24 protein-coding genes are annotated in these 24,147 nt (G+C 43.4%); 22 read left to right on the top strand and 2 right to left on the bottom strand.

What is annotated here, in order from left to right:
* Positions 1–58 precede the first annotated feature (58 nt).
* From T541_RS21635 to T541_RS0106800, 21 genes are all read left to right on the top strand, one after another.
* Positions 59–766, top strand: a complete 708-nt coding sequence (locus tag T541_RS21635; protein ID WP_197025149.1) for a hypothetical protein — start codon at positions 59–61, stop codon at positions 764–766.
* 9 nt (positions 767–775) lie between these two features.
* Positions 776–1,234 carry a LytTR family DNA-binding domain-containing protein gene (locus T541_RS0106895; protein WP_026651998.1) on the top strand — a complete coding sequence of 153 codons (459 nt, stop codon included), beginning with the start codon at positions 776–778 and terminating at the stop codon, positions 1,232–1,234.
* Complete coding sequence (locus T541_RS0106890) at positions 1,231–1,653, top strand: DUF6608 family protein (protein ID WP_026651997.1); 423 nt, start codon at positions 1,231–1,233, stop codon at positions 1,651–1,653. Before T541_RS0106895 ends, T541_RS0106890 begins: the two co-directional genes overlap by 4 nt.
* A 9-nt stretch (positions 1,654–1,662) precedes the next feature.
* A complete protein-coding gene (locus T541_RS22175) occupies positions 1,663–1,818 on the top strand; it encodes a methyltransferase domain-containing protein (RefSeq protein ID WP_420314800.1) in 156 nt (51 codons plus the stop codon).
* 621 nt (positions 1,819–2,439) lie between these two features.
* Positions 2,440–4,512 (top strand): penicillin binding protein PBP4B, encoded by a 2,073-nt coding sequence (gene pbp4b, locus T541_RS19075; RefSeq protein ID WP_051538137.1) that lies wholly within the window; start codon positions 2,440–2,442, stop codon positions 4,510–4,512.
* A gap of 167 nt (positions 4,513–4,679) precedes the next feature.
* Positions 4,680–5,363: an orotate phosphoribosyltransferase gene (gene pyrE, locus T541_RS0106875; RefSeq protein ID WP_026651995.1), complete on the top strand. Its 684-nt coding sequence runs from the start codon at positions 4,680–4,682 to the stop codon at positions 5,361–5,363.
* A gap of 16 nt (positions 5,364–5,379) precedes the next feature.
* Positions 5,380–5,532 (top strand): hypothetical protein, encoded by a 153-nt coding sequence (locus T541_RS21630; protein WP_026651994.1) that lies wholly within the window; start codon positions 5,380–5,382, stop codon positions 5,530–5,532.
* On the top strand, positions 5,529–5,888 hold the full coding sequence (locus T541_RS0106865; RefSeq protein WP_051538136.1) for a DUF6142 family protein: 360 nt from the start codon (positions 5,529–5,531) through the stop codon (positions 5,886–5,888). Before T541_RS21630 ends, T541_RS0106865 begins: the two co-directional genes overlap by 4 nt.
* Positions 5,889–5,999: 111 nt before the next feature.
* Complete coding sequence (purE, locus tag T541_RS0106860; RefSeq protein WP_026651992.1) at positions 6,000–6,500, top strand: 5-(carboxyamino)imidazole ribonucleotide mutase; 501 nt, start codon at positions 6,000–6,002, stop codon at positions 6,498–6,500.
* A gap of 92 nt (positions 6,501–6,592) precedes the next feature.
* On the top strand, positions 6,593–7,618 hold the full coding sequence (purM, locus tag T541_RS0106855) for a phosphoribosylformylglycinamidine cyclo-ligase (protein ID WP_026651991.1): 1,026 nt from the start codon (positions 6,593–6,595) through the stop codon (positions 7,616–7,618).
* 118 nt (positions 7,619–7,736) lie between these two features.
* Positions 7,737–8,378, top strand: coding sequence for a phosphoribosylglycinamide formyltransferase (gene purN / locus T541_RS0106850; protein ID WP_026651990.1), 642 nt, complete (start codon positions 7,737–7,739; stop codon positions 8,376–8,378).
* 55 nt (positions 8,379–8,433) lie between these two features.
* On the top strand, positions 8,434–9,717 hold the full coding sequence (gene purD / locus T541_RS0106845) for a phosphoribosylamine--glycine ligase (RefSeq protein ID WP_026651989.1): 1,284 nt from the start codon (positions 8,434–8,436) through the stop codon (positions 9,715–9,717).
* Entirely contained in the window at positions 9,714–11,216 is a 1,503-nt protein-coding gene (locus tag T541_RS0106840; protein ID WP_026651988.1) for an SH3 domain-containing protein, read from the top strand. Before purD ends, T541_RS0106840 begins: the two co-directional genes overlap by 4 nt.
* A gap of 250 nt (positions 11,217–11,466) precedes the next feature.
* A complete protein-coding gene (locus tag T541_RS0106835; protein WP_026651986.1) occupies positions 11,467–11,841 on the top strand; it encodes a GntR family transcriptional regulator in 375 nt (124 codons plus the stop codon).
* A gap of 23 nt (positions 11,842–11,864) precedes the next feature.
* Positions 11,865–14,477 (top strand): ATP-dependent Clp protease ATP-binding subunit, encoded by a 2,613-nt coding sequence (locus tag T541_RS19070; RefSeq protein ID WP_051538135.1) that lies wholly within the window; start codon positions 11,865–11,867, stop codon positions 14,475–14,477.
* Positions 14,478–14,588: 111 nt separating this feature from the next.
* Positions 14,589–14,999 carry a hypothetical protein gene (locus T541_RS0106825; protein ID WP_026651985.1) on the top strand — a complete coding sequence of 137 codons (411 nt, stop codon included), beginning with the start codon at positions 14,589–14,591 and terminating at the stop codon, positions 14,997–14,999.
* Positions 15,000–15,072: 73 nt separating this feature from the next.
* Positions 15,073–16,452, top strand: a complete 1,380-nt coding sequence (radA, locus tag T541_RS0106820) for a DNA repair protein RadA (protein ID WP_026651984.1) — start codon at positions 15,073–15,075, stop codon at positions 16,450–16,452.
* A 165-nt stretch (positions 16,453–16,617) separates the two neighbouring features.
* Positions 16,618–18,390: a hypothetical protein gene (locus tag T541_RS0106815; RefSeq protein ID WP_026651983.1), complete on the top strand. Its 1,773-nt coding sequence runs from the start codon at positions 16,618–16,620 to the stop codon at positions 18,388–18,390.
* 136 nt (positions 18,391–18,526) lie between these two features.
* Complete coding sequence (locus T541_RS20630; protein ID WP_026651982.1) at positions 18,527–19,369, top strand: hypothetical protein; 843 nt, start codon at positions 18,527–18,529, stop codon at positions 19,367–19,369.
* A gap of 79 nt (positions 19,370–19,448) precedes the next feature.
* The gene (locus tag T541_RS0106805; protein ID WP_081779885.1) at positions 19,449–20,423 is read left to right on the top strand and encodes a transglutaminase domain-containing protein; all 975 of its coding nucleotides are present in this window, start codon (positions 19,449–19,451) and stop codon (positions 20,421–20,423) included.
* Between the two features lie 110 nt (positions 20,424–20,533).
* The gene (locus T541_RS0106800; protein WP_026651980.1) at positions 20,534–21,007 is read left to right on the top strand and encodes a hypothetical protein; all 474 of its coding nucleotides are present in this window, start codon (positions 20,534–20,536) and stop codon (positions 21,005–21,007) included.
* A 132-nt stretch (positions 21,008–21,139) separates the two neighbouring features.
* Here T541_RS0106800 and T541_RS0106795 read toward each other — a convergent pair whose 3' ends face one another.
* Both T541_RS0106795 and tnpA read right to left on the bottom strand, forming a co-directional pair.
* Complete coding sequence (locus tag T541_RS0106795) at positions 21,140–22,081, bottom strand: hypothetical protein (protein WP_026651978.1); 942 nt, start codon at positions 22,079–22,081, stop codon at positions 21,140–21,142.
* Between the two features lie 255 nt (positions 22,082–22,336).
* Positions 22,337–22,822 (bottom strand): IS200/IS605 family transposase, encoded by a 486-nt coding sequence (gene tnpA / locus T541_RS19060; RefSeq protein ID WP_051538134.1) that lies wholly within the window; start codon positions 22,820–22,822, stop codon positions 22,337–22,339.
* Positions 22,823–22,918: 96 nt separating this feature from the next.
* Here tnpA and T541_RS19055 point away from each other — a divergent pair.
* On the top strand, positions 22,919–24,147 hold a 1,229-nt coding region (locus T541_RS19055), incomplete at its 3' end, for an RNA-guided endonuclease InsQ/TnpB family protein (RefSeq protein WP_081779897.1).

Raw genomic sequence — 24,147 nt, 5'->3', positions numbered from 1 at the left:
TTTTGACGTAAGGTATGCATATGAAATGCAACGACTACTTCAAAAGGAGCTTATTAAAATGAAAACAATGACTATTGCAAAGAACAGAAACAGATTTTTCCAGGGACTTGATTTCCTTAGCTACGGACTTGAGATTTTTGCTTTTATCGGATTCGAGCTTTTGCTTGGTTACGTAATCGAATTTAACTTATATGGATGTGACTTCTCAGGATTTACAATGACCCAGACCATCATTCACTGGACACTTACAATTGCTGTTTGGCTGTTCGGAGCATGGTACGTTGTTAGAGAGTGCGCTAAGAAATCAGGCGTTGACCTTTTTAAGAACATTGAGGAAAAGAGCCTTATCCAGGGCGCAAAAGAGATGTCTCTTCTTCAGTGGGTACTTCTCATTGCTGGAACAGTAATGTGTCTTATCTCCACATGGATTGATTGGGGCGGAAGCAAGGTCTTAAGAGAGATTAAGAGTAACGGCGTTCTTTTCCCAATGCAGTATCTTTACTATCTTGCAGAAGTTGTAATGGTGACCCTGATCATCGTTTTTGGTCAGTACGCATTTGAAAAGTGGTTTAAAAATGATAAGATTCCTTTTGGAGGAATTCTTGTAGGTCTCACTTGGGGCCTTGGCCACTGGTTCACAAAGGGATCCCTTGGAATGGGCATCTATACAGCAATCGGTGGATTTGTATTCGGAGGCGCATACCTTCTTACAAACAGAAACATTAAGCTTACATACTTATTCCTCTGCATCATGTTTATTCTGTAAGGGGACACAATGAAGTTCATTAAGACCAGAGAAGAAGATTTAGAAGAAAACTATTTAGAATTACATTACGACGAGATAGATGAGGAGACTGCCGCAGTGATGGAAAGGTTGCGGCCTGCTCTTAAATATATCGAGGGAACCGCAGATGGCAAGAAACTTACAGTACCACTGGCGGACATGTTCTACTTTGAAACCGTGGACAGAAAGACCTTTGGATATACTAAGGATTCCTGCGTGGAGGTAAAAGAGACCCTGCAGGGAATCATCGATGAGTATGAGAAGGTTGGATTTGTAAGAATCAGCAAGTCTTCGGTGGTTAATCTCTACAAAATCAAAAGGCTTCAGGGTGACCTTAATATGAGAACCCTGATCTATCTTAAGAATGACGAGTGCCTGGTTATGAACAGAGGCTACAGAGCGGAGTTCTATGCGGCACTTAATAAACTCCAGGGGAGGAAGAAGCCATGAAGCTCATAAATAGAAGCAATTTCATATCTATCGTCTGCGTCAGCTTTACGCTGATCGTCTGTGGCAAGCTTCTTTTTGAGAAGAGCCTTGGCTTTACAGACATCTACTATACTGAGAATATTTTCACATGCCTTGGAATCTCTGTTCTTGCAACAGCTATTCTTTCGCTTCATTACTATTTACAGCGCTTTCCATTTGTTCCTGTGGTTGTGGGCCAGTACCTGCTACTGATCGGAGTGGTGTTTGCAGCTATCTGGATTGGAGGACATTTTACTGAGAATGCGCCATCTGCTTATAGAGATATGTTCGTATCTGTTACAATTCCTTATGTTGTAGGTGCAATAGTCTATTATGTCAGCTTTTTTATGCAGATCAGGAAAGCCAATCAGGTGTTCATGAATCTGGATGGGGAAGAATGATTTGTTAGAATTGCGGAGATTAAAGTCGCAAGTATATTGGATACCGGATATGAGGATGCTTCTTTTGACGGGGTCATAGCCCATGCGGTATTTGACTACCTGATTGTTGCGGATGCCAAGAGAGCGGTGGAATGCTGTTCCATCCATATGACTGGGAGGAGATAGATGAGCTTGTCCAGGGCTGTGACGTGGTGTACAAGGCAGATAAGGGAAAACGGGAGCGAGTGGTGATACTAAGAAAGTAAAGGGAGGATTTTACGGCTCTTTATTCATTTTCTCCCAAAAAGATGCAGAGAATCTTCGGGCCAAACGTCTGTATTTATGATTTCCCAGAAAAAGCAGTAAGGAATTGAAGCTGATGAACTAATCTAGTTGCAAGCATACTGCTAAAAAACAGAAAACTTGTTTTAAGCAGTAAGATTAGGCGTACAAAAGTTGCCTACAAGCTAATTTGTGGGATTCAGTACTGCTTAAAAAGAAAAAATAAAGATAAAGACGTAGCACATTTTTTTCTTGGCATCCAAAATTTGAAAAGCTCTAAAAAAGCCGTAAACTCTGGGAAATGTATATTACCACTCGCCATGCGCGACAAGGCGAATTCATAGAATGCTGACGCATTCTATTTCATCCGTCTTGTCGCCTTATAGGCTGATTCCGATATGTGCCGATTTGTGAGCAAGCTCCCATCGGCCCAATCGGAAATCATCCTGCATGGCTCATTATATTCGAAGTTATTTTCTTCTCCGTACCATTGATGAGCTATAATAGAAAGGTATGGAGGGGAATATGAGAAGAAAGATAGCAATTATTGAACTTGTTATATTGGTGGCTGCAACGCTGGGGTGCAGCGCAGTTCAGGGGGATGGTAGCAGCGCTGATCCATCAGCTGTCAGCGAAGACGCAAATGCAGGTAATATCAATGGCGCTGCAGATCAGAATGGCGCTGCAGATCAGGATGGCGCAGCGGGCCAGAGCAATGCCACTAATTCAGGCAATTCATCCGCCGCAAATAACGCAGCCGGCGTAACACCCGCTTCAGGCGCAGATGTTGTTATCACAGAAATCTCAAACAACAATCTCCCATCAGGCGATTTCCAGCTTGATGTTTCCTTCCCGGATTGGCAGGACAAGCCAAGCAGCACCTATGCTGTAAATAACAGAGTCAGTTTCTATGGATATGAGGACCAGGGTGTAATCTATGTATGCCCAGATTCCGACTGCGATTCCTTTTCTCTATATATCAACGGTTACCAGATTCCTACTGATAACATCGAAACTTCCCACAATTACCAGCTAGATATTTCCGCAATCGCCGTAAATGGCATCAACTCTATCCAAGTAAGTGATGTGACAAGTGGAAATGTAAGAGTCGCAATCCCTTACCCCGTTGTAATCAGTGGAACCCTTGAAGATAGCGGCATCTCAGCAGATGCCATTGACGTAATAGACAAGATAATCACTGCGGACATCGAGAATGGCTTCTCCAGCGCCCAGCTTGCAATTGTTAAGGATGGTAAGCTGGTCTATGCAAACAGCTGGGGCAACATAAGAACCTACGACGAAAAGGGCAATCTCGTGGATGAAGCCCCTGTAACCAATGATTCTCTCTATGATCTTGCTTCCAACACCAAGATGTACAGCGTAAACTACGCCATCCAGTACCTTATGACCAATGGTCAGATTTCTCTGGATGCCAGAATCGTTGATATTCTGGGAAAAGAGTTTGCGGATGACACCATAGAAATCGCCTACGAAGGGTATGATGCAGTATCCCTTGAGACCAACAAGGCCTGGAAGTCCTCTGTCACCGTAAAAGACCTACTTATGCACCAGGGAGGATTCCCGGCAGGCCCTAACTACTATAATGACAGGTACGATAACGCCACCTTTGACTTTGATTCTGATAATGAAAATATCCTCTACGTAGGAACAGGCGCAGACGCTGCCGCAAGAGAAGAGACTCTTAAGCAGATATGCAGGACTCCTCTTATGTACAAGCCTGGAACCCAGACTCTGTACAGCGATGTGGATTATATGGTGCTTTGCTACTGCATCGAGAAGATAACAGGAAAGAGGCTTGATGACTATCTAAAAGAAATATTCTGGGATCCCATGGGACTTACCCACGTGACCTACAATCCACTGGAAAATGGCTTTAGTAAAGAAGACTGCGTAGCTACAGAGCTTATGGGAAACAGCCGCGACGGCAATCTTCACTACACCGGAATCCGCACAGACACTGTCTGGGGAGAGGTTCACGACCCAAATGCCTACTATTGTATGGACGGCGTTTCAGGCCACGCAGGCATGTTTTCTAATGCTTCAGATCTTGCAATCCTTGCATCCGTCATGCTTACAGGAAGTTTCGGTGAGAATAAGTTCTTTTCACAGGAAGTTCTTGATCAGTTCGTGGCGCCAAAGAGTCTTGAAGTTCCAACCTATGGCCTTGGCTGGTGGAGAGAGGCAGATCACGGAAGAGACCGGTACTTTGGCTCAGTGACAAGCTCCAGAACCTATGGACATCAGGGCTTTACAGGAACACTTACCATGATCGATCCAGATAACAACATGGTCATAGTTCTTTTAACCAATAAGATACATTCAACGCTGCTGCCGGGAGATGAGACTCTAAGCGCCTTTAGGGGCAATTACTACACCACATCAAGTCTTGGCTTTGCGCCTGAGATAATACAGATGGGGCTAGAGGATAAGGATTCAGGAACCGCGATCTACAAGAGCCTTCTGGCTGACATGATCGCAGACTCCCAGAGGAAGCTTGATTCAAGCGGCATTACAGATCCAATGCATCCAAGAAAAAGAGCTCACGAAGCACTGCTATCGGTTTATGACTTACTGTAAATTCCACAAGACCAATAGCTAAGCCACTTCCGGGATTTTTGACTAATGCTCAACTAATGTGCATAAAGGTCTTTTCTGTGCAGATATTTATGGTATAATGATGTCGAATATTACAGCAATATTTATTATTAACTAGAAATATAGATAAATAAAGGAGTTTGAGGGGTATGGAAAGGTACAAGGAAGAATTTATCGAGTTTATGGTAGACAGCAATGTTCTTAAGTTTGGTGATTTTACACTTAAGAGCGGCAGGAAGTCTCCATTCTTTATGAACGCTGGAGCTTATGTTACAGGTTCTCAGCTTAGAAAGCTTGGCAACTATTATGCCAGAGCAATTCACGATACCTTTGGTCTTGAGTTTGACGTTCTGTTTGGACCAGCTTATAAGGGAATTCCACTTTCAGTAGTTACAAGCTGTGCTATCAGCGAATTATACGGCAGAGAGATCAGATACTGCTCTAATAGAAAAGAGATCAAGGATCACGGCGATAAGGGTATCCTTTTAGGAAGTAAGCTTCGCGACGGTGACAGAGTTCTCATCATCGAGGATGTTACAACATCAGGTAAGTCCATTGAGGAGACAGTGCCTATTATTCAGGAGCAGGCTGACTGCGATATCGTAGGTCTTATGGTTTCTCTTAACAGACAGGAGAAGGGCCAGGATTCAGATATGAGCGCCCTTGATGAAATCAAGGAGAGATACGGATTTTCAGCAAATGCCATCGTCACTATGGACGACGTTGTAAGCTATCTCTACAACAGACCAATCGATGGAGAAGTTCTTTTGACCAAGGATATCAAGAAGTCTATCGACGAATACTACGCTGAGTACGGCGCAAAAAGAGATTGATCAGGAGGTTTAGACTATGGATGAGCATACATACAAGGTATTAGGTAGCACAGGCGGACTTAATATTGCCTTTGGAGTAATCTCAATCGTGGCAGGAATTGCCACTGGAGTGCTTCTTATCGTTAGTGGAGCCAAGCTTTTAGGAAGTAGAAAAAGAATAATTATATGAAGATTTTAAAAGCCCTGAAAACCAAGTTAAAAAAGTTTGAACCGTCTAGAGAAAAGTACATGTTTACTGACAATAGACACCCTGAGAAGGGGATAATGTCAGCAATTTTAGGTGCTTTATCTGTAGCCACACTGATGGCAGCAGTTTTTTTCACATACAAGAATGGTGGACAGGCTCTAGCTAAATATGCCGTAGCAGCTCTTGTTGCGGCATTATTTTCTGCAGTTGGACTGGTGCTTGGCATCATGTCCAGATTTGAACGCGACATTTTTAAGCTATTCCCGAATCTTGGAATAATACTTAATTCTGTGGCGTTTGTTTTTGTTGTGTTTATATTCATTATTGGTTTGATGTAAAAACGATAATTTAACACCACATATAATAAGAAAAGAAATAAGTGGCACAATATTTGGTGGTGTGTTATTATACTAGGGATTTATACTTGATTTTTTTGTTGGAGGAAGATCATGGCACAGGTTGGAATTGTAATGGGGAGCGATTCAGATATGCCAGTAATGGCCAAGGCTGCTGATATTCTTAAGGAGCTTGGCATTTCTTATGAGATGAGAATCATATCTGCTCACAGAGAACCCGATGAATTTTTTGAATATGCTAAGACAGCTGAGGAGAAGGGCTTTAAGGTTATCATAGCAGGCGCAGGAATGGCAGCTCATTTGCCAGGTATGTGTGCAGCTATTTTCCCTATGCCTGTAATTGGCATTCCAATGCACACAACTTCCCTTGGTGGTCGTGATTCATTATATAGTATTGTTCAGATGCCTACAGGAATCCCTGTAGCTACAGTTGCAATAAATGGCGGAGCCAATGCAGGTATTTTGGCAGCCAAGATTCTGGCAACAAGTGATAAAGAAATCCTATCTAAACTTAAAGCGTATACAGCGTCCCTTAAGGACAGCGTGGTGGCTAAGGACGCAAGACTTCAGAAAGTAGGTTACGAAGCCTATTGATGTAACATAACTTGATACAAAAGTTGCATCAGCTTTCTGTTTGGTGCAGCTCTGTATATATAATTTATAAGAAATGAGGAGTTATTATGGCACTGGATTACAAGAAAGCTGGCGTAGACATTGAGGCAGGATATAAGTCTGTAGAACTTATGAAGGCTTATGTTAAGGAGACAATGAGAGAAGAGGTACTTGGTGGCCTTGGAGGATTTTCAGGAGCTTTTTCTCTTAGCAAGATCAAAGAGATGGATGACCCGGTTCTTTTATCAGGAACTGATGGTGTTGGAACCAAGATCAAGCTTGCATTTCTCCTTGATAAACACGATACCATAGGAATCGATGCAGTTGCGATGTGCGTTAACGACGTTGCATGCGCTGGCGGTGAGCCATTATTTTTCCTTGATTATATTGCCTGTGGCAAGAATATTCCTGAGAAGATCGCAGCAATCGTAAAGGGTGTTGCCGAGGGCTGTAAGCAGTCTGATGCTGCTCTTATTGGCGGTGAGACAGCTGAGCATCCAGGTCTTATGCCTGAGGATGAGTACGACGTAGCTGGTTTTGCTGTTGGTGTTGTTGATCGTAAGGACATGATCGACGGCAGCACTATTAAGGACGGCGATGTTCTCATCGGTGTTGCTTCAACAGGTGTTCATAGTAACGGTTTCTCTCTTGTACGTAAGGTCTTTGATATGACTAAAGAGAGCCTTGAGACTTACTATGATGAGCTTGGCACAACTCTTGGAGAGGCACTTCTTACTCCAACAAGAATTTACGTTAAGATGATGAAGTCCATTAAGAATGCAGGGGTTAAGGTTAAGGGCTGCAGCCATATCACAGGTGGCGGCTTCTATGAGAACATCCCTAGAATGCTTCCTGATGGAATTAAGGCTGTTGTTGAGAAGAACAGCTATGATATTCCTCCAATCTTTACTCTTATGCAGAAGAAGGGACAGATTGAGGATCACATGATGTACAACACTTACAACATGGGCCTTGGCATGGTGCTGGCAGTTGATCCAGCTGACGTTGACAAGACAATGGAAGCTATCAAGGCTTCTGGCGACAAGGCATGGGTAGTTGGTAAGTGCGCTGCAGGTGATAAGGGCGTAGAGCTTATCTGATGCAGCAGCCCGAATCACTCGCTGATGAGGGCGTGAGTACATGATTCAGGAGTGAGCATGCACTTGCCAAAGGCAACTGGAATGTGCATGCGAATACATTTACGAAGGGACGGAGTAAATGCAAATCGCAGTAATGGTGTCTGGTGGCGGTACCAACCTCCAGGCAATTATAGATGCAATAGACAGCGGGAAGATCACTAATACTGAGATCTGTCTTGTATATAGTAATAATCCCAATGCCTATGCTATAGAAAGAGCTAAGAAGGCAGGAATTCCTTATGCAGTTAAGAGCCCTAAGGAATTCGCAGACAGAAAAGATTTTAATGAAGCTCTTTTACAGATACTTAAGGATGCAAATCCAGATCTCATCGTGCTGGCTGGATGCCTTGTGGTTATTCCAGAGAGCGTGGTTAAGGAATTTGCAGGCAGAATAATCAATATTCATCCATCTCTTATTCCATCATTTTGTGGAACAGGCTTCTATGGACTTAAGGTTCATGAGAAGGCTCTGGAGAGAGGTGTCAGAGTATCAGGAGCCACAGTTCACTTTGTGGACGAGGGAACAGATACAGGACCTATTATTTTGCAAAAGCCCGTTATGATACAGCCTGATGATACAGCAGAGGTTCTTCAGAAGCGCATCATGGAGCAGGCTGAGTGGAAGATTCTTCCTATGGCTATCGATCTTATTGCTAATAACAGGGTTAAGATTGTGGATAACAAGGTTGTAATCGACGGATATTGTGATTTAAGTTTGTAATTTGTTCGTTTTACGAGTTTAATCTGGGGAATTAAGAAAGGAAAAGAGTACTGTAATGAAGGTTTTGATTGTTGGTGGAGGCGGCCGTGAGCACGCTATTGCAGAAGCAGTTTCTAGAAGTAAGAGAGTAGATAAGATTTATTGCGCACCAGGTAATGGCGGAATTGCTGAGCTTGCAGAGTGTGTGCCTATTACTCCAATGGAATTTGACAAGCTTGTTTCTTTTGCCAAGGAAAAAGAGATTGACCTTACCATCGTAGGTATGGATGATCCACTGGTTGGCGGTATTGTAGACGTATTTGAGGCTGAGGGCCTTAGAGTATTCGGACCTAGGAAGAATGCTGCAATACTTGAGGGAAGCAAGGCTTTTTCAAAAGATCTTATGAAGAAGTATGGAATTCCTACAGCAGCCTATGAGACCTTCGATGATGCCGACAAGGCAGTTGAGTACTTAAAGAATGCTAAATTCCCTATTGTTCTTAAGGCTGACGGTCTGGCACTTGGAAAGGGTGTTCTTATCTGCAACACATTGGATGAGGCTCTTGCTGGTGTAGACGAGATCATGAGAGATAAGAAGTTTGGTGATGCTGGTAACCACATGGTCATTGAGGAATTCATGACTGGTAGAGAGGTTTCAGTTCTTTCATTTGTAGATGGCAAGACCTATAAGCTTATGTCATCTGCTCAGGATCACAAGAGAGCAGGAGATGGAGACACAGGTCTTAACACAGGCGGTATGGGCAACTTTTCACCTAGCCCATTCTATACAGAAGAGGTTGATAAGTTCTGCAGAGAGCACATCTATGGTAAGACTGTAGAAGCTATGGCTGCAGAGGGCAGAGAGTTTAAGGGAGTTATCTTCTTTGGACTTATGCTTACACCTGAGGGACCTAAGGTTCTTGAATACAATGCAAGATTTGGTGACCCTGAGGCACAGGTTGTGCTTCCAAGGCTCAAAACTGATATAATTGATGTGTGTGAAGCTTGCATTGATGGAAAGCTTGCAGAGACTGATCTTGAATTCGAGGATAAGGCAGCTGTCTGCGTTGTCCTTGCAAGTGAAGGATATCCGGTTAAATACGAGAAGGGTAAGCTTATATCCGGCCTTGAGAATTTCAAGGGTAAGGATGGCTATTACTGCTTCCATGCCGGAACCAAACTGACCGACCAGGGGGTAGTTACAAATGGCGGAAGAGTTTTGGGCATTACAGCTAAGGGAGACACCTTAAGTGAAGCCCGTGCCAAAGCTTATGAGGCTACAGAGTGGGTCAGCTTTGAGAATAAGTATATGCGTCACGATATAGGTAAGGCTATCGATGATGCGAAGGAGGTAAAATGAATAAAAAGTTAGGGAAGAGAATAGGAGCAATTGTACTATCTTTAGCAATTGTGATAGGTATCATCTTTAGTGCTGCTCTTGAAGCTTTTGCTTATACACCTACCACAGGAACTGTTACATCAGACAATGTTAAGGTTAGAGAGTCTGCCAGCACAACAGCTAAGCAGGTATCAAGTCTTAAGAATGGCGATGTTATCGATATTGTTGACGAGGCTACAGATGCTTCAGGCTATGTATGGTACAAGATAAGAGTCAACAAGAGTGAATACGGATATGTAAGAAGTGACCTTATTAAGAAGGAGGGTGGTTCTTCATCTTCCACCACAACTACCACAGACACTTCTACAAGTAGTTCTGAGACAACAACCAAGACCACGGAAAGTAATTCCTCTGCGGCTTCACTTCCAGAGACAAGCGTTGTTTCTGTAGATCAGAAGAGCGCAACAGTTCTTGCTGACAGTGCTAACGTTAGAAAGGGTGCTGGAACAGGCTACGACGTAGTTGGTAAGGTAACTAAGGGAACAACAGTTACTATTACAGGTGAGGCTACAGGAACAGATTCCAAGACCTGGTATCAGATCACATTTGGCGACAAGACAGGCTTCCTTAGAAGCGATCTTCTTGAGATCTCAGATGCTCCAGTAGAGGTAACTGAGGTTGCTGAAGGAGAGAACACTGAAGGTACTGAGAACGCTGAGGGTGAGAATGCAGAAGGCGAGAATCAGGAGACAGAAACTAGTTCAGGTACAGGTGTTGCCAGTGAAGTAGGCGACGGAACATATTCACTTGTTTATCTTACAGACGAAGAGGGTAACGGAGTATGGTACCTTTACGATAACGTTCAGTCCACAAGAGTTAAGGTTAACGACCTTGTAGAAGTTGCTGGCAAAGCAGATTCAGCAATTAAGACAGCTGAGAAGTATAAGAGATATCCAGTTATCATCATTATCCTTGGTATCCTTGTGGCAATCTTAGTTGGCGGAGTTGTATATCTTGCTCTTAAGCTTAGAGATTCTCTTTATTATGAGGATGAAGAGGAGGAATACGATCGCTACTCAGACAACAGACGTGATGGCGGCATGAGAGAGCGTGTTCCTGCAAGACGTGACAGAGATGTAGAGAAGGACGACGAGTCTAAGAAGCAGCGCCCTAGAAGAAATCCAGAGGATGACAGAGAAGAAAGAACTGTCAGACCTGCAAGACCTAGAAGATCTGAGGACGAGTATGAGAATCGTTCAACTAGAAGAGAAAGAGAAGAGGCACCTGAGCGTCCATCAAGAAGAGATAGAGAGGAAGCTCCTGAGCGTCCACTTAGAAGGGACAGAGATGAGGAGGTTCGCCCATCAAGAAGACCTGAAGAGGACGACAGAGATCGTAGAGACAGCAGAAGAGATGACTACGACAGACCAAAGCCTTCTCCAAAGAGAAGAGCTAAGAACTTCATCGGCGACGAGGATGATTTCGAGTTCGAATTCCTTGATCTTGATGATGACAAGTAATTAGAATAGTTTAGGGGGTTAAAAGAGATAGCTCTTTTAACTCCCTTTTTTATGATATAGGAAATTTCTCCGAAATTCCTATATCATAAAAAAAGCTCCGCTATGGATGCGTACTCGCGCGATAGGTAAATGTTGCATAAATGCAACCGCGCTCGGCGCGAGCATGTTGCAAGCAACATGCTTTCTTGGTCATTTGACTATAATCTGTTATCTGTTATACTTAATATATCACAGAGAAATGGAGGCGGATATGATCATCGAAATTGATTTTAATAGTGGTGAAGCCATATACGTTCAGCTATGTAATCAGATCATATTGGGAATTGCCACGTCTCAGTTTCGTGAAGGCGAGCAATTGCCTAGTGTAAGACAGCTTGCTGAGACAATTGGTATCAACATGCATACGGTCAACAAGGCATATTCGATCCTGCAGCAGGAGGGCTTTGTTAAGATAGACCGCAGAAGAGGCGCGGTAATAGCCATAGATATCAATAAGCTTAAGGCACTTAGTCAGGCAGAATCAGAACTGGCGGTGGTTCTTGCAAGAGCCATATGTAAGGGCCTTAACAGACAGGATATTCACGGACTAGTTGACAAACTATATGATGATTACGAGAACAGTTAATACTCGGGAAAGGACTGACTAATATGAATTCTAAGTTTACAGTCATGGCTGAGGACGCACTTAAGCTTGCCAAGAAGACAGCTAGAAGTCTCAAACTTAACTATGTTGGAACAGAGCATATCTTAATGGGACTTATCTTGGAAGATGGAAGTGTGGCTTCAAGGATTCTTATAGATAATGGAATAGATGAGAATCGTATGATGGACATGATAAGAGATCTTATCGTGCCTGATAGTAATGTACGTACCCTGGATAGGGACGGCTTTTCTCCAAGAGCTGAGAAGGTTCTGGAGGAGGCCCACAGAATGGCAGAGAGATTCCATTCTCCTAACACAGGTACAGAGCATATTCTTCTGGCACTTATTAAGGAGGGAGAGAACGTTGCTGTAAGACTTATTAGCACACTCAACGTCCCTGCTCAGAAGATTTATGCAGAGACTCTGGCTGCCATGGGCGAGGACCCTAATCTGGTAAAAGAGGACCTTGGCAAGAAGGTAGCACCTAAGACTGGCAAGAAGGCTTCTATTCTTGCTCAGTATAGTAGAGATATGACAGCTCTTGCTGTTGAGAATAAGTTGGATCCCGTTATCGGAAGAGAACGCGAGATCAAGCGCGTAATCCAGATCCTTAGTAGAAGAACCAAGAATAACCCTTGCCTTATCGGTGAACCAGGCGTTGGTAAGACTGCAGTTGTAGAGGGGCTTGCCCAGAGAATCGCAGCAGGAGATGTTCCTCTTACAGTTCAGAATAAGCGTCTTATGACCCTTGACCTTTCAGGTATGATCGCAGGCTCCAAGTACAGAGGTGAGTTCGAAGAGCGTATCAAGAAGGTTATCAAGGAAGTTGCTGATGACGGCAATATCATTCTTTTCGTAGATGAGATGCACACCCTTATTGGTGCCGGCGGCGCAGAGGGTGCCATTGATGCATCCAACATTCTTAAGCCTTCTCTTGCAAGAGGCGAGATTCAGATGATCGGTGCCACTACCATCAGTGAGTTCCGCAAGTACGTTGAGAAGGATGCAGCTTTAGAGCGTAGATTCCAGCCAGTTAACGTGGATGAACCTACCAAGGAAGAGGCTACAGAGATCCTTAAGGGTGTTGTAAGTAAGTACGAGGAGCACCACAAGGTTACTATTACAGAGGAAGCTCTGAAGGCTGCTGTAGATCTTTCTGAGAGATATATCAATGACCGTAACCTTCCAGATAAGGCCATCGATCTTATTGATGAGGCTGCTTCTGCTGTAAGACTTCGCACTATGGGAGCTCCACAGAAGGTTAAGGACATTGAGGTTAAGATAAAAGAGCTTGATTCAGCCATCGAGGAAGCCCTTAAGGCTTCAGACTTTAAGAAGGCTGGCGAACTTAACAAGGAGCAGAATCAGCTCATGGCCAAGCTTTCAAGAGTCAAGAACTCTGAGAAGCGCAAAGAGAACGGCTCAGGCTATATTGTTAATGAGAACGACATCGCAGAGGTTGTGGCTCAGTGGACCAGAATCCCTGTTAAGAAGATTGCAGAGAAGGAATCAGAGAAGCTCCTTAAGCTTGAGAGCATCCTTCATAAGAGAGTTATCGGTCAGGAGGATGCTGTTAAGGCAGTATCTAAGGCTATCAGAAGAGGCCGAGTAGGTCTTCAGGATCCTAACAGACCAATTGGATCCTTCCTGTTCCTTGGACCAACCGGTGTAGGTAAGACAGAGCTTTCCAAGGCCCTTGCTGAGGCTATGTTTGGTGATGAGAACGCTCTTATCAGAGTAGATATGTCAGAGTACATGGAAGGCCACTCCGTATCCAAGATGATCGGATCACCTCCAGGATATGTGGGCTTTGACGATGGCGGTCAGCTTTCTGAGAAGGTTAGAAGACATCCTTACTCAGTAATCCTCTTTGATGAGATTGAGAAGGCTCATCCTGATATCTTTAACGTGCTCCTTCAGGTTCTTGATGATGGACACATTACAGATTCCAAGGGCAGAAAGGTAAGCTTTAAGAACACAATCCTCATTATGACATCCAACGTTGGTGCCCAGAGAATTGTTGATCCTAAGAAGCTTGGCTTTGGCGCTGGCGATGATGCCAAGAAGGACTACGAGGATATGAAGTCAGGCGTAATGGAAGAGGTCAAGAAGCTCTTTAAGCCTGAGTTTATCAATAGAATTGATGAGATCATGGTATTCCATACCCTTACTGAGAAGGAGATGATGGAGATCGTGACCCTGCTTTCACAGAACCTTAGCAAGAGATGTAAGACCCAGATGGGTATTAACCTTACAATCTCTCCAGCTGTTAAGAAGTTCCTGGTAGAGAAGCATTCTGACGCCAAGATGGGTGCAAGACCTCTTAAAAGAGCTATCCAGTCAACCATCGAGGATGCAATGGCAGAGGAGCTCTTAAAGGGCAATATCAAGGTCGACACAGATGTAACTGTTACCCTTAACAAGGACAAGATCGAGTTCAAGTCCACAGCTAAGAAGGCAGCGACCAAGACAGCAGCTAAGAAGACTGTAGCCAAAAAAGCTACAGCTAAAAAGACAGTTACAAAGAAAACAACGGCAAAGAAAACTGCTGCTAAGAAAACCGCAGTAAAGCCCGTAAATAAGGCAAAAACAGCCACCAAAAAGAATAACAAAAAGTAATGAAAATTTAATTTTACATTAGGCCGTCATGAATTATAATGTAAGTAACATTAAGGAGTTTTCTATTCATGGCACTAATGGATAGATTTTCAGATTGCAGGAGGATTTAGTATGGCTGTCGTAGAACAGTTGATAAGAGCAGAACAGGATGGAAGCATCAGCTTTGGTAATTACCAGCTTCCAGAAAAGAAAAAACTTGAGAACTTCGAGCACAACGGCAACGTTCTTAAGGTTAAGACTTACAAGGATATCACTAAACTTGAAAGCAATGAAAACTTTGTTTATGAATCAGTACCAGGAACAGCAGTTACAGGATTTAAGGAGACAGAGAACGGAGTAAGCTTTAACGTAGAGGGTGAGAGCGATGCTCAGATCACATTAGGTCTTTTGGAAAATACTGAATACAGCGTATATGTTAACGGAAATAGTATTGGAAAGATGAGCACCAACCTTGGAGGAAAGCTTAATCTTAGCGTTGAACTTTCTGGTAAGGGAGAAGCGCAGGTTAGAGTAGAGAAATAAGATTAAAGATTAAAGATCAGAGGTGGAGCTTTTTAGGTAACTAAGAAGCTCCATTTTAATTGGGGGAGTATGTATGGCAACTAAGATGAAGAACGTGTTCTATTGTCAGAGCTGTGGCTATGAATCATCTAAATGGATGGGACAGTGCCCAGGCTGTAGAGAGTGGAATACCTTTGTTGAGGAGCCTGTTAAGGTTCCGTCTAAGTCGGGAAGTGCTAAGGATAGCAGGGGAGCTTCCTCTTCTTCTAATTCCAAGCCTCTTTCACTTTCAGAGATCGTGATGACTGATGAGGAAAGAGCTGATACCCACATTGGTGAACTTAATAGAGTCCTGGGTGGAGGTCTTGTAAAGGGATCTCTTATTCTTGTGGGCGGAGATCCTGGTATTGGTAAGTCTACCCTTCTTCTTCAGGTGGCGGGAAATCTCTCGGGCGATGATAAGAAAGTTCTTTATATATCAGGTGAGGAATCTCTTAAGCAGATCAAGCTAAGGGCCAACAGAATAGGTGAGTTTAAGGAAAGTCTCAAGTTCATGTGTGAGACTAATCTTGGCACCATTGAAGAGGCTATTATCAGGAGTAATCCTGATGTTATTATCATTGACTCCATACAGACCATGTATAATGAGGCGGTTTCTTCAGCTCCTGGAAGCGTATCCCAGGTAAGGGAGTCCACATCTGTACTTCTACGGATTGCCAAGAGCATGAATATCTCCATATTTATCGTAGGTCACGTTACTAAGGAAGGTCAGGTGGCTGGTCCAAGAGTCCTTGAGCATATGGTGGATACAGTTCTTTATTTTGAGGGAGACAGACACGCCTCCTACAGGATCTTAAGGGCTGTTAAGAACAGATTTGGTTCCACCAATGAGATCGGAGTCTTCGAGATGGAGGAAAAGGGTCTCATGGAAGTGTCCAATCCATCGGAGTTTATGATAGATGGAAGACCTCACGATGCCAGCGGATCTATTGTTACCTGCTCTGTTGAGGGAACAAGGCCCATCCTTATTGAGATTCAGGCCCTTGTGTGCCGTAGTAACTTTGGTATCCCAAGACGCCAGGCCAACGGAACGGACTATAACAGAGTTAACCTGCTTATGGCGGTTCTTGAAAAGAGAATCGGCCTTATGCTGGGGGATCAGGATGCCTATGTTAACCTGGCAGGCGGAATGAAGATAGCTGAGCCATCTCTGGACCTTGGAATATGCCTTGCTATCATATCCAGCTTTAAGAATAAGCCTATAAGTGAGGATACAATTGCCTTTGGAGAGGTAGGTCTTTCTGGAGAGGTGCGTTCAGTTAATATGGCGGAGAGCAGAGTTCAGGAAGCTCAGAAGCTGGGCTTTAAAGTCTGCATTGTGCCTAAGGCGTTAGAGAGCAAGCTCAAGAAGAGCTTTAAAGATATTGAAATCCGCGGTGTTTCTTCAGTTGCGGATGCTATGGCGCTGATATAACGCATGAATTCTAGTAATTTCTTGTGGATAATATCTCAAGATGCGGTTATAATCATAAACGGCAGGAAAAATTGCAAAAATAATCCAAAATATGATGAGTTATGTGATGTTTTATTTGCTATGATATAACAGTATGATTTATATAGATTTTAGGGAGTCGGAACGGTGAATAACCATAAGCATGCAAGGATTGCTCTTCTTATGAGTATGGCTATTGGTGTAGCGGTTTTCCAGAATAGCTACTCCACTATCTCTGTCTATGCTAGTGAGGGCGTACAATCAACAAATGGGGAATTGTCAGATGAAGTGACTAATGGGGATGTCACAGATGACAATTATGAGAAAGAAGCTGATGATGCAGGGGAAGTATCATCGGATTATGCTGCGGATTTAGATACATCTTTAGTTCCTTCAGAGGTAGATGAGGATGAAGAGAAATCTTATGAAGATATATCTGAGGAAGAGGTAGAGTACACCACGGAGGATAGTACAGACGAGGTAAGCGAAGATGTTCCGGGCCTTACGAAAGAGGCTGTGGCTCCAGTAGATAAAGTAGGTTACAGGGATGTATGTTTCTTTATCAGAGGCAAGATTGGGGAGGGAGACATCCCTTACGAACCGAGTAATCACTTTTCAGGGGATTACTCAGATGCGATCAGGATTAACAATGCTGGAATGGGCAGTAAAGCAGTAGTTGCCGACACCACTAAGGAAGACTTTATGGATGACGGCTTTACTGTTGCCAACGAGGTTACAAACGCTTTGGCAGCTGTACCTTCAGCAGAGCAGATCGCAGGCGTAGTGAAGGGCTTTGACCCTTCCAAGCACTACGTTAAATGGTACGTTTACAAATGGGCGACAACAGGTGGCGACAACTACGATGTTTTCTATCATGTAGATGGCGTTATCCTGGAAAAAGAGCTAGTTCCTGAAGAGGAACCATATAAGGAGAAAACCAAAGAAGAGCCTAAGGAAGAAGAGTCCGGACCTCCAGAAGTAATCATTGAGATCAAGACCTGCTGTGATGACATGGAAATCGAGTATGATGGCCAGCCTCACAAGGTAGGTGGTTTTAGCATCAATATTATTGATCCTATGAGAAATAAAACTCTCCTTCAGCATATCTTCGACTGGGCTGGTGTCTTTAAGGAGACCAAGGTTTATGCCAGCGATGGACATGGAACAACCTTTGAGTACAATGGCGAAGAGTATTGGGTCAATGTGGATGCAGCCTATGTAGAGGTTACAGATATTGGCGATTACGACATTCCTTTTTACTACAAGGGAGCGATAATAGCTCCAGAAGATATCTATGTTTTGGACAGCTTAGGCAATGCTCTTACAAGTAAGTTTGATATAGTTCCAACCAGATCCTCCGTCCGGGTAACTAAGAGAGAGATCACCTTAGAGGCGGGAACTACAGTTAAGAATGATGATGGTAAGTCTCTTACCAACAATACTTACAAGATCACCGATGGCTCACTTATGCCGGGACACACAATCTGTGAGGTCAGCTTCATTGGTTGTCAGACAGGTCCTGGAGAGACAAGCAATGAGATTTCAAGCTTTGTTATAAGAGATGCCAAGGGTAATGATGTGACCTATATGTACGATGTGGACCTTACAAAGGGAAGACTTGTACTTGTAGATAATTCCAAGGCCGCCAAGAATGTGGGAACCGGGACAGATTGTGATGATACCAGAACCACCAAGGCCAATAGCACAGGTTCGGCATCTACCACCAAGGTAGTTAATGAGGATGGTACAGAGGTTGTTACTAATAGTACCTATGAACTGGCTGCAAGAGGTGATGATGGAGTCTTAGGAGCCAGAAGAGCGGATACCTCAGATACCACAGAAGATTTGTACAGACTGTTTATATGTGCGATAGCTCTTTTAGCAGCATATATGTTTATAACCAGAAGAAAAAGGTATTAAGAAATTGATTAAATGTGTCGATAAGATTAGTGTGTGAAATCTTATCGGCACTTTTTTGTGTGCAGAAAAATGTCCTGGGATTTCCGCAAAGCATAATCACTTTGCTATGTATGTTGAAAAGAATGGGGTGATCTGTATGAATTCTATTTCTCGGAAATTTCTTAGTTCTTTTATTATGTTCTTTGCAGTATTCTATCTAGTCTGCGGGAGTCTTTTAGAGCTTCAGGTTGAGGCCAAGGACGATCCATATACTGAACTTGCCAAGGCTACAACCACATACAATGGCGTTAACTACTCCTACGAGTACAATGCGCTGTTCTATTACCTCAACTATGAGGATCTTAGAAATGCTTATGGCACAGATGCCAATAAGCTTATTGAGCACTGGGTTGTATTTGGTAAAAAAGAGGGAAGAGTTGCCAACAGACTTATCGGCGATAATCTTGAGTACGTAGTTCCTACAGGGGATGAGGATGTTGTGGTTATCCCAAAGACCAAGCACGATAATGGCGGAATGACCTATGGCCAGGAGGTTATGGCCAGAAGTATCGCCAAACAGATAGCTGCCGGAATTACCGAGGCAGGTGGAGATAAGGTAAAAGAGGTTGAGAAGGTTGCCTACGCTGCTGGCGTAGTAAAGGCTTACTGCGACCTTGGAACATATACTACTGAGGGCCAGATATACCGCACCGCTTACGGCGTGTTTATCGGTGGTGAGTACTCCTGCGCAGGAGCTACAAGAGCTCTTGGTCTTATCCTTGATTACATGGGAATCACCTGGGTTCATAAGAATATCAATTCCTGGGACAACCAGTGGTGTCAGGTGATTGTTGATGGAAAAGAGGGTTACGGTGATGCAATCCTCGCTCAGGCAGGCTATGGTAAGCATCCTGACGAGGGCGGAAGCAGTAAGAACGCGGTTTCCTATGCGAAGGTAAGAAAGAAATTCGACGTTAAGACCCAGAGAAAGGTGCAGTGAGAGTAGTTGATGTCTGGAAATTGGGAAAGATTCAGTTGGTGAAATAGATGTCTGGAATCAGTGAAAGGTTCTGAAGGTAATGTTGGGACATGGTGCAAAAGTTAAGTTTATAGCGTTCGCAATGGTGCTGGCACTTGTAAGCTCTTTTATCCCGGCTGCAAGGGTAGAGGCCTCTGAGGGTGTGGTATTAAGTGCTAAATCCTTTAGGAACGAGCTTGATATAACCACGGTCCACATCGGAAGCGACGTGACCGAGATTACTTCTGGTGCCTTCAGAAATCTTATCAGACTCAGATCCATTACAGTTAGCGATAATAATCCCTATTACGCATCCTATAGTAACTGTCTGTATGACAAGGATATGACGGTGCTTCTGTGCTTTCCGGCTGCTTTGTCTGGGGCAGTGATCCCAGCCAGCGTTGTCTCTATTGGAGAGAATGCGCTTTACGGTGTTCCAGATGGGTTAAAAGAGGAAATTCGTAATGTTATCCATGCTCAGGCCGCAGGAAATCTCATGGAATGGGAAGTTCCAGGATCTCACTTCATTCATACCGAGTATGGCATTAAATGGCGCAAAGAGGATGGAACTCTGATCCAGCCTGATACAGAGCTTAAAAAGCTGGTAGCAGCGGTGCTTGATAACTGCACAACTTCTGGCATGAGCCAGGAGAAACAGCTTGAGAGCTGCTTTAATTATTTTGTTAACTCTTTTGCCTACCAGAGGGAAATGGATGTGCCGATAGGTAACTGGACCGGCGCATATGCTGAGGCGATGTTAAAAGATGGAAGTGGCAACTGCTACAAATACGCAGCGGCCTTTGGATATATTGCAAGGGGACTTGGCTACGAAACCAGGGTCTGCAGCGGAACAGTGAGGGCCTCCACCGGCGGAAGAACAGGCCACGCCTGGGTTGAGATCAAGATGAGTGACAAGTGGTACGTATTCGACCCGGAGATGCAGGACGCCAAAGGTAGTGGCTATTATAAAGTAACCTACGATAGCTACCCTGCAGGGCCTATTGAGAGATCAGCTAGTTGGGTGATTGAGTATTAGTGGTTGTCCGGTAGGTATTGGCTGCGGAAGGTTGTTGGCTATGAGGATGGTTGCGGGCCAAAGCAATAAGTATTTGGCTTGACACCGCTTGTATCAAGGAAGGGAATGAAATGAGGAAGTTCTTAGGTTTTTTGTTTGTTGTAACTGGATCAGTGTTTAGTTTGTTTCTTATAAATGTATTTTTGTGTCTGTTCATTCCGAGTTATCATGATGCGCTAGCATTAATAGTAAGAGGAAATGAAAAGAAAGAAGATACAACTATTTCATTTGATGAAGAGCCTAAGATTCCTTTGTCTGACGGCGAGTTTAGAAATGTGGATGCTGATCGTGATGGCGATAGTGAGTGGATGAATACTAAGGGAAGTGATGTGGATTATACTGATCCTGACAGAGTAACTGGTCTGGTGACGGATACAACAAAAGGAACTGAGATTGAGCAGACAACTGGAGATAATAGTAAGGACCAGGATGATGAGAAGGCCAACCGTCCTGAAATTGTAGATAAGACCTATCATGAGGACTGTGGTTCGGATGGTGGCTACTGGGTAATCACATATTCAGATGGTAGTATAGGGATTGAGTAATCCTAATGATAGAAGTGCTTGGATCAATTGATGTGGAAACAGAAGAGTTGAATAGAATTATAGTAAGGGTTCATTAGCAGGAAGCTAATGAACCCTTTTATTATTTATTATTTCTATGAATTTCTAAGTGTTTTATCTATAATCCCAGTTGCTGACTTTATCCTGAAGGTAAGGAGGTAGTTCTTTTACGTTAATGCCCGTGTCGATGAGAATCAGTTGCTGCAAGCTGGCGTGGTCTGCCAGGTCAGGAAGGCTCTGGACATGCTTAAGGTCCTGGAGCTTGATGACTTCCAGAGCTTTTAATTCTTTGATAAAAGAAATATCGCTTAACTTGCTGATCCTCCAGAGCTCTAGCTCTTTTAACTGCTTCAATGCTGCAAGCTCATGAAGGTCTGAATTGGAATTCCACAAAAGAGCCAGCCTGTCAAGGTTCATGGTATTAAGAAAAGCAAAATTTGAAAGCCTGATTCCTCGAAGTGTCAGGGACTTAAGGTCTGGCAGGTTGCTGATGCACTCAAGGTTTTTCTTAGCTTTTTTACCAAGGAACAGGGTCTTAAGGCCTTCGAATCTTAAGAGCCACTTGCAGTCAAAGGTGATGCCAGGGCCCATGGTGTCCGCCATGATGGCAAGGTCCTCAAGCCCAGGAACCAGACGCTGAATAAAGCTATAATCCCGAAGGTCAAAGCAGTCTATGTGCAGAGCCGTTAAGTTAAGCTTGGTGAGCACATCAAGATTGATTCTCTCTGGATTATCTCTAAAGTCGATGCAGTCTATCTGAAGGCGCTTAACATGAGGCATTTCTTTGAGAAAAGAAATGTCGACAGTCTTGGCATTTAGAAAGTGAAATAACCTGAATGTCAGGTCAGGCCGCATTCCCAGGATTCTATCAATGATCTGATAGGCAGCAGGTGGCAGATAATCAGATATCTGGATGTATTGAAGTTTCTGATTAGCCACAAGTTCTTTTAACATGGAATCATCTATATCTGCATAGCCAAGATAACTCAGTGCGCCATTTGACCAGGTTTTGTCTGATATGTGTATGTGATTACTGAAATTGATGGGAACTCCCATGTGATTCTCCTTGAGTTTGATATGTTTCAATGCCATATTTTACCATAGTTGGAGATGCAGGAAAAAGATAAAACAAGAACTATAGCTCTTGTTGTTGACAGATATAATGCATAGTGTTGTAACTGTATTACTACGCACAGTACAGTAGAACAATACAGTAAGTGATACAACGAGGAGAAAAAGACATGAAGAAAAAACTTATAACAACGTGCGAGAAAACCCCTTCCGATGAAATCGGTTGTGGGATGAATCGCACTAGCTTTTCTTTTTGTATTTTCCCGTCTTAATGTATTTGCGTTTGTGTTCTTCTGTTCGTTGTTCTTCAATGTATTTCTTAACAGTATCAAGAGAAACACTTCCTGTAGTGGCACAGAAGTAACTTGCACTCCAGAAGGGTGAATCTCCCCATAGATACTTTTCTACATGAGTCCTATATGTATTTCTCACTTCTTTAGAAAGTTGTGATTTTAACGAGTTGATGAGCTTTACAGGAGCCACATCAGGTGGCATGGAGATCAGCAGATGCATGTGATCGACATCGGTCTCTGCTGAAATGAGTTTGCTGTTCATGCGTCCACAGAGGTAAGCGGCGTAATTCTTCATGAAATCACCGATCTCATCTGTGATCACTTTCTTTCTGTATTTAGTCACGAAAATCACATGGTAAGTGAGTTTGTATACGGAATGTGAGCCTCTTCTGTACTCGTTCAGGATATCTGATTCCAGCATCGATTTCTGCATAAATTTACTCCTTATCCTAAGAGAACATTTGTTTGTGATTTTCTGAAATGTGTGCTATAATACTAACTATAGAATACTGATAAGGAATTTTCAACCGTGTACAGAACAAGGCAATACAGGATAAGCAAAAACCACATACTCTATGACTACTGCAGGGATATCTGCAGATCATCAGCCATTCTGTACAACAGGGCAAATTTCATCTTAAGGCAGTATTCTTCATCGGTCGATTCAATGGCCATGTTCAAGCCTCTTTTCCCAAACCAGATGGTAGTTTACAGGCTCGTAAGGGATAGTCTCTTTGGAACCAAATATCTAGGTGACAGCAAGTGGCTCTCATATAATGCCCTTGATCATCTGCTAAAGGTAACAAGGGATAAGGCATACTATGCCCTTCCGGCCCAGGCTAATCAGCAGATATTAAAGCTCCTTCTTAGGGACTATAAGTCTTTCTTTGAAGCTGTAAAAGTATATGGAAGGAATCCTGAGGCCTTCACGGGGCGTCCCAGGATGCCGGGGTATATGCCTTCCGGTTCATTCAAGACATCTGTCCTTACGAACCAGATATGCAGGCTCAAAGATGGCTGCCTTAAGTTTCCCGGAACCAGGGATACTCTGTCTCTTGGTCAGCTCCCGGAAGAAGTATGCCTTAAGGAAGTACGCATAAAGCCCAGTGGAAACAGCTTTGTCCTGGATGTAGTTCTTTCAGTGCCTGACAAAGGGATAACCCCCATGGCTGATAAGGATATCCTCGCTGACCTTTCGGCTGTAGAGGATCTGAAAAATCTGAGAGTTATGGCTATCGATCCCGGAACTGACAACATAGCCGCTGTAGCAAACACTTTTGGTGCAAGACCATTTGTGATAAAGGGAGGTATGATCAAGTCAATCAACCAACTTTACAACAAAGAGATGAAAAGACTCTCTTCCTGTGCCATGACATGTAACAAGAGGTACAGGACAAGGAGGATGAATTCTCTTACTGAAAAGAGGAACAGAAGGATAAAGGATCAGTTCCATAAGGTGAGCAGACAGCTTGCTGACTATGCAAGGGATAACCATGTAGACATAGTGGTGATGGGACATAACACATACCAGAAAAAGGAAATAGGTATAGGACATGTCAATAACCAGAACTTTGTGCAGATACCAATGCTGATATTTGCAGACATGCTCAGATACAAACTTGCTGAATATGGTATAAGGTTTGTCCTTACAGAAGAAAGCTACACATCAAAGGCAGACTACCTTGCAAAGGACTATATCCCTGTATATAAAAAGAATGCGAAGGATAACCCCACTTTTTCAGGAAAGCGGATACAGAG

The sequence above is a fragment of the Butyrivibrio proteoclasticus P6B7 genome, assembly GCF_000622085.1.
GTDB classification, from domain to species: Bacteria; Bacillota; Clostridia; order Lachnospirales; family Lachnospiraceae; genus Butyrivibrio; species Butyrivibrio proteoclasticus_A.
The sequence above is the reverse complement of the archived record's forward strand: the minus strand, read 5'-3'. Positions and strand labels throughout refer to the sequence as shown.

What these genes read in the sequence shown, in the direction of transcription:
- T541_RS0106890 (WP_026651997.1), top strand. Translation starts at nt 1,231, where the DNA reads ATGAAGCTCATAAATAGAAGCAATTTCATATCTATCGTCTGCGTCAGC.
- pbp4b (WP_051538137.1), top strand. Translation starts at nt 2,440, where the DNA reads ATGAGAAGAAAGATAGCAATTATTGAACTTGTTATATTGGTGGCTGCA.
- T541_RS21630 (WP_026651994.1), top strand. Translation starts at nt 5,380, where the DNA reads ATGGATGAGCATACATACAAGGTATTAGGTAGCACAGGCGGACTTAAT.
- radA (WP_026651984.1), top strand. Translation starts at nt 15,073, where the DNA reads ATGGCAACTAAGATGAAGAACGTGTTCTATTGTCAGAGCTGTGGCTAT.
- T541_RS0106795 (WP_026651978.1), bottom strand. Translation starts at nt 22,081, where the DNA reads ATGGGAGTTCCCATCAATTTCAGTAATCACATACACATATCAGACAAA.
- T541_RS0106800 (WP_026651980.1), top strand. Translation starts at nt 20,534, where the DNA reads ATGAGGAAGTTCTTAGGTTTTTTGTTTGTTGTAACTGGATCAGTGTTT.
- purD (WP_026651989.1), top strand. Translation starts at nt 8,434, where the DNA reads ATGAAGGTTTTGATTGTTGGTGGAGGCGGCCGTGAGCACGCTATTGCA.
- T541_RS0106825 (WP_026651985.1), top strand. Translation starts at nt 14,589, where the DNA reads ATGGCTGTCGTAGAACAGTTGATAAGAGCAGAACAGGATGGAAGCATC.
- T541_RS0106895 (WP_026651998.1), top strand. Translation starts at nt 776, where the DNA reads ATGAAGTTCATTAAGACCAGAGAAGAAGATTTAGAAGAAAACTATTTA.
- T541_RS0106840 (WP_026651988.1), top strand. Translation starts at nt 9,714, where the DNA reads ATGAATAAAAAGTTAGGGAAGAGAATAGGAGCAATTGTACTATCTTTA.
- T541_RS0106865 (WP_051538136.1), top strand. Translation starts at nt 5,529, where the DNA reads ATGAAGATTTTAAAAGCCCTGAAAACCAAGTTAAAAAAGTTTGAACCG.
- purN (WP_026651990.1), top strand. Translation starts at nt 7,737, where the DNA reads ATGCAAATCGCAGTAATGGTGTCTGGTGGCGGTACCAACCTCCAGGCA.
- purE (WP_026651992.1), top strand. Translation starts at nt 6,000, where the DNA reads ATGGCACAGGTTGGAATTGTAATGGGGAGCGATTCAGATATGCCAGTA.
- T541_RS19070 (WP_051538135.1), top strand. Translation starts at nt 11,865, where the DNA reads ATGAATTCTAAGTTTACAGTCATGGCTGAGGACGCACTTAAGCTTGCC.
- pyrE (WP_026651995.1), top strand. Translation starts at nt 4,680, where the DNA reads ATGGAAAGGTACAAGGAAGAATTTATCGAGTTTATGGTAGACAGCAAT.
- T541_RS20630 (WP_026651982.1), top strand. Translation starts at nt 18,527, where the DNA reads ATGAATTCTATTTCTCGGAAATTTCTTAGTTCTTTTATTATGTTCTTT.
- tnpA (WP_051538134.1), bottom strand. Translation starts at nt 22,822, where the DNA reads ATGCAGAAATCGATGCTGGAATCAGATATCCTGAACGAGTACAGAAGA.
- T541_RS21635 (WP_197025149.1), top strand. Translation starts at nt 59, where the DNA reads ATGAAAACAATGACTATTGCAAAGAACAGAAACAGATTTTTCCAGGGA.
- T541_RS0106805 (WP_081779885.1), top strand. Translation starts at nt 19,449, where the DNA reads ATGTTGGGACATGGTGCAAAAGTTAAGTTTATAGCGTTCGCAATGGTG.
- T541_RS0106835 (WP_026651986.1), top strand. Translation starts at nt 11,467, where the DNA reads ATGATCATCGAAATTGATTTTAATAGTGGTGAAGCCATATACGTTCAG.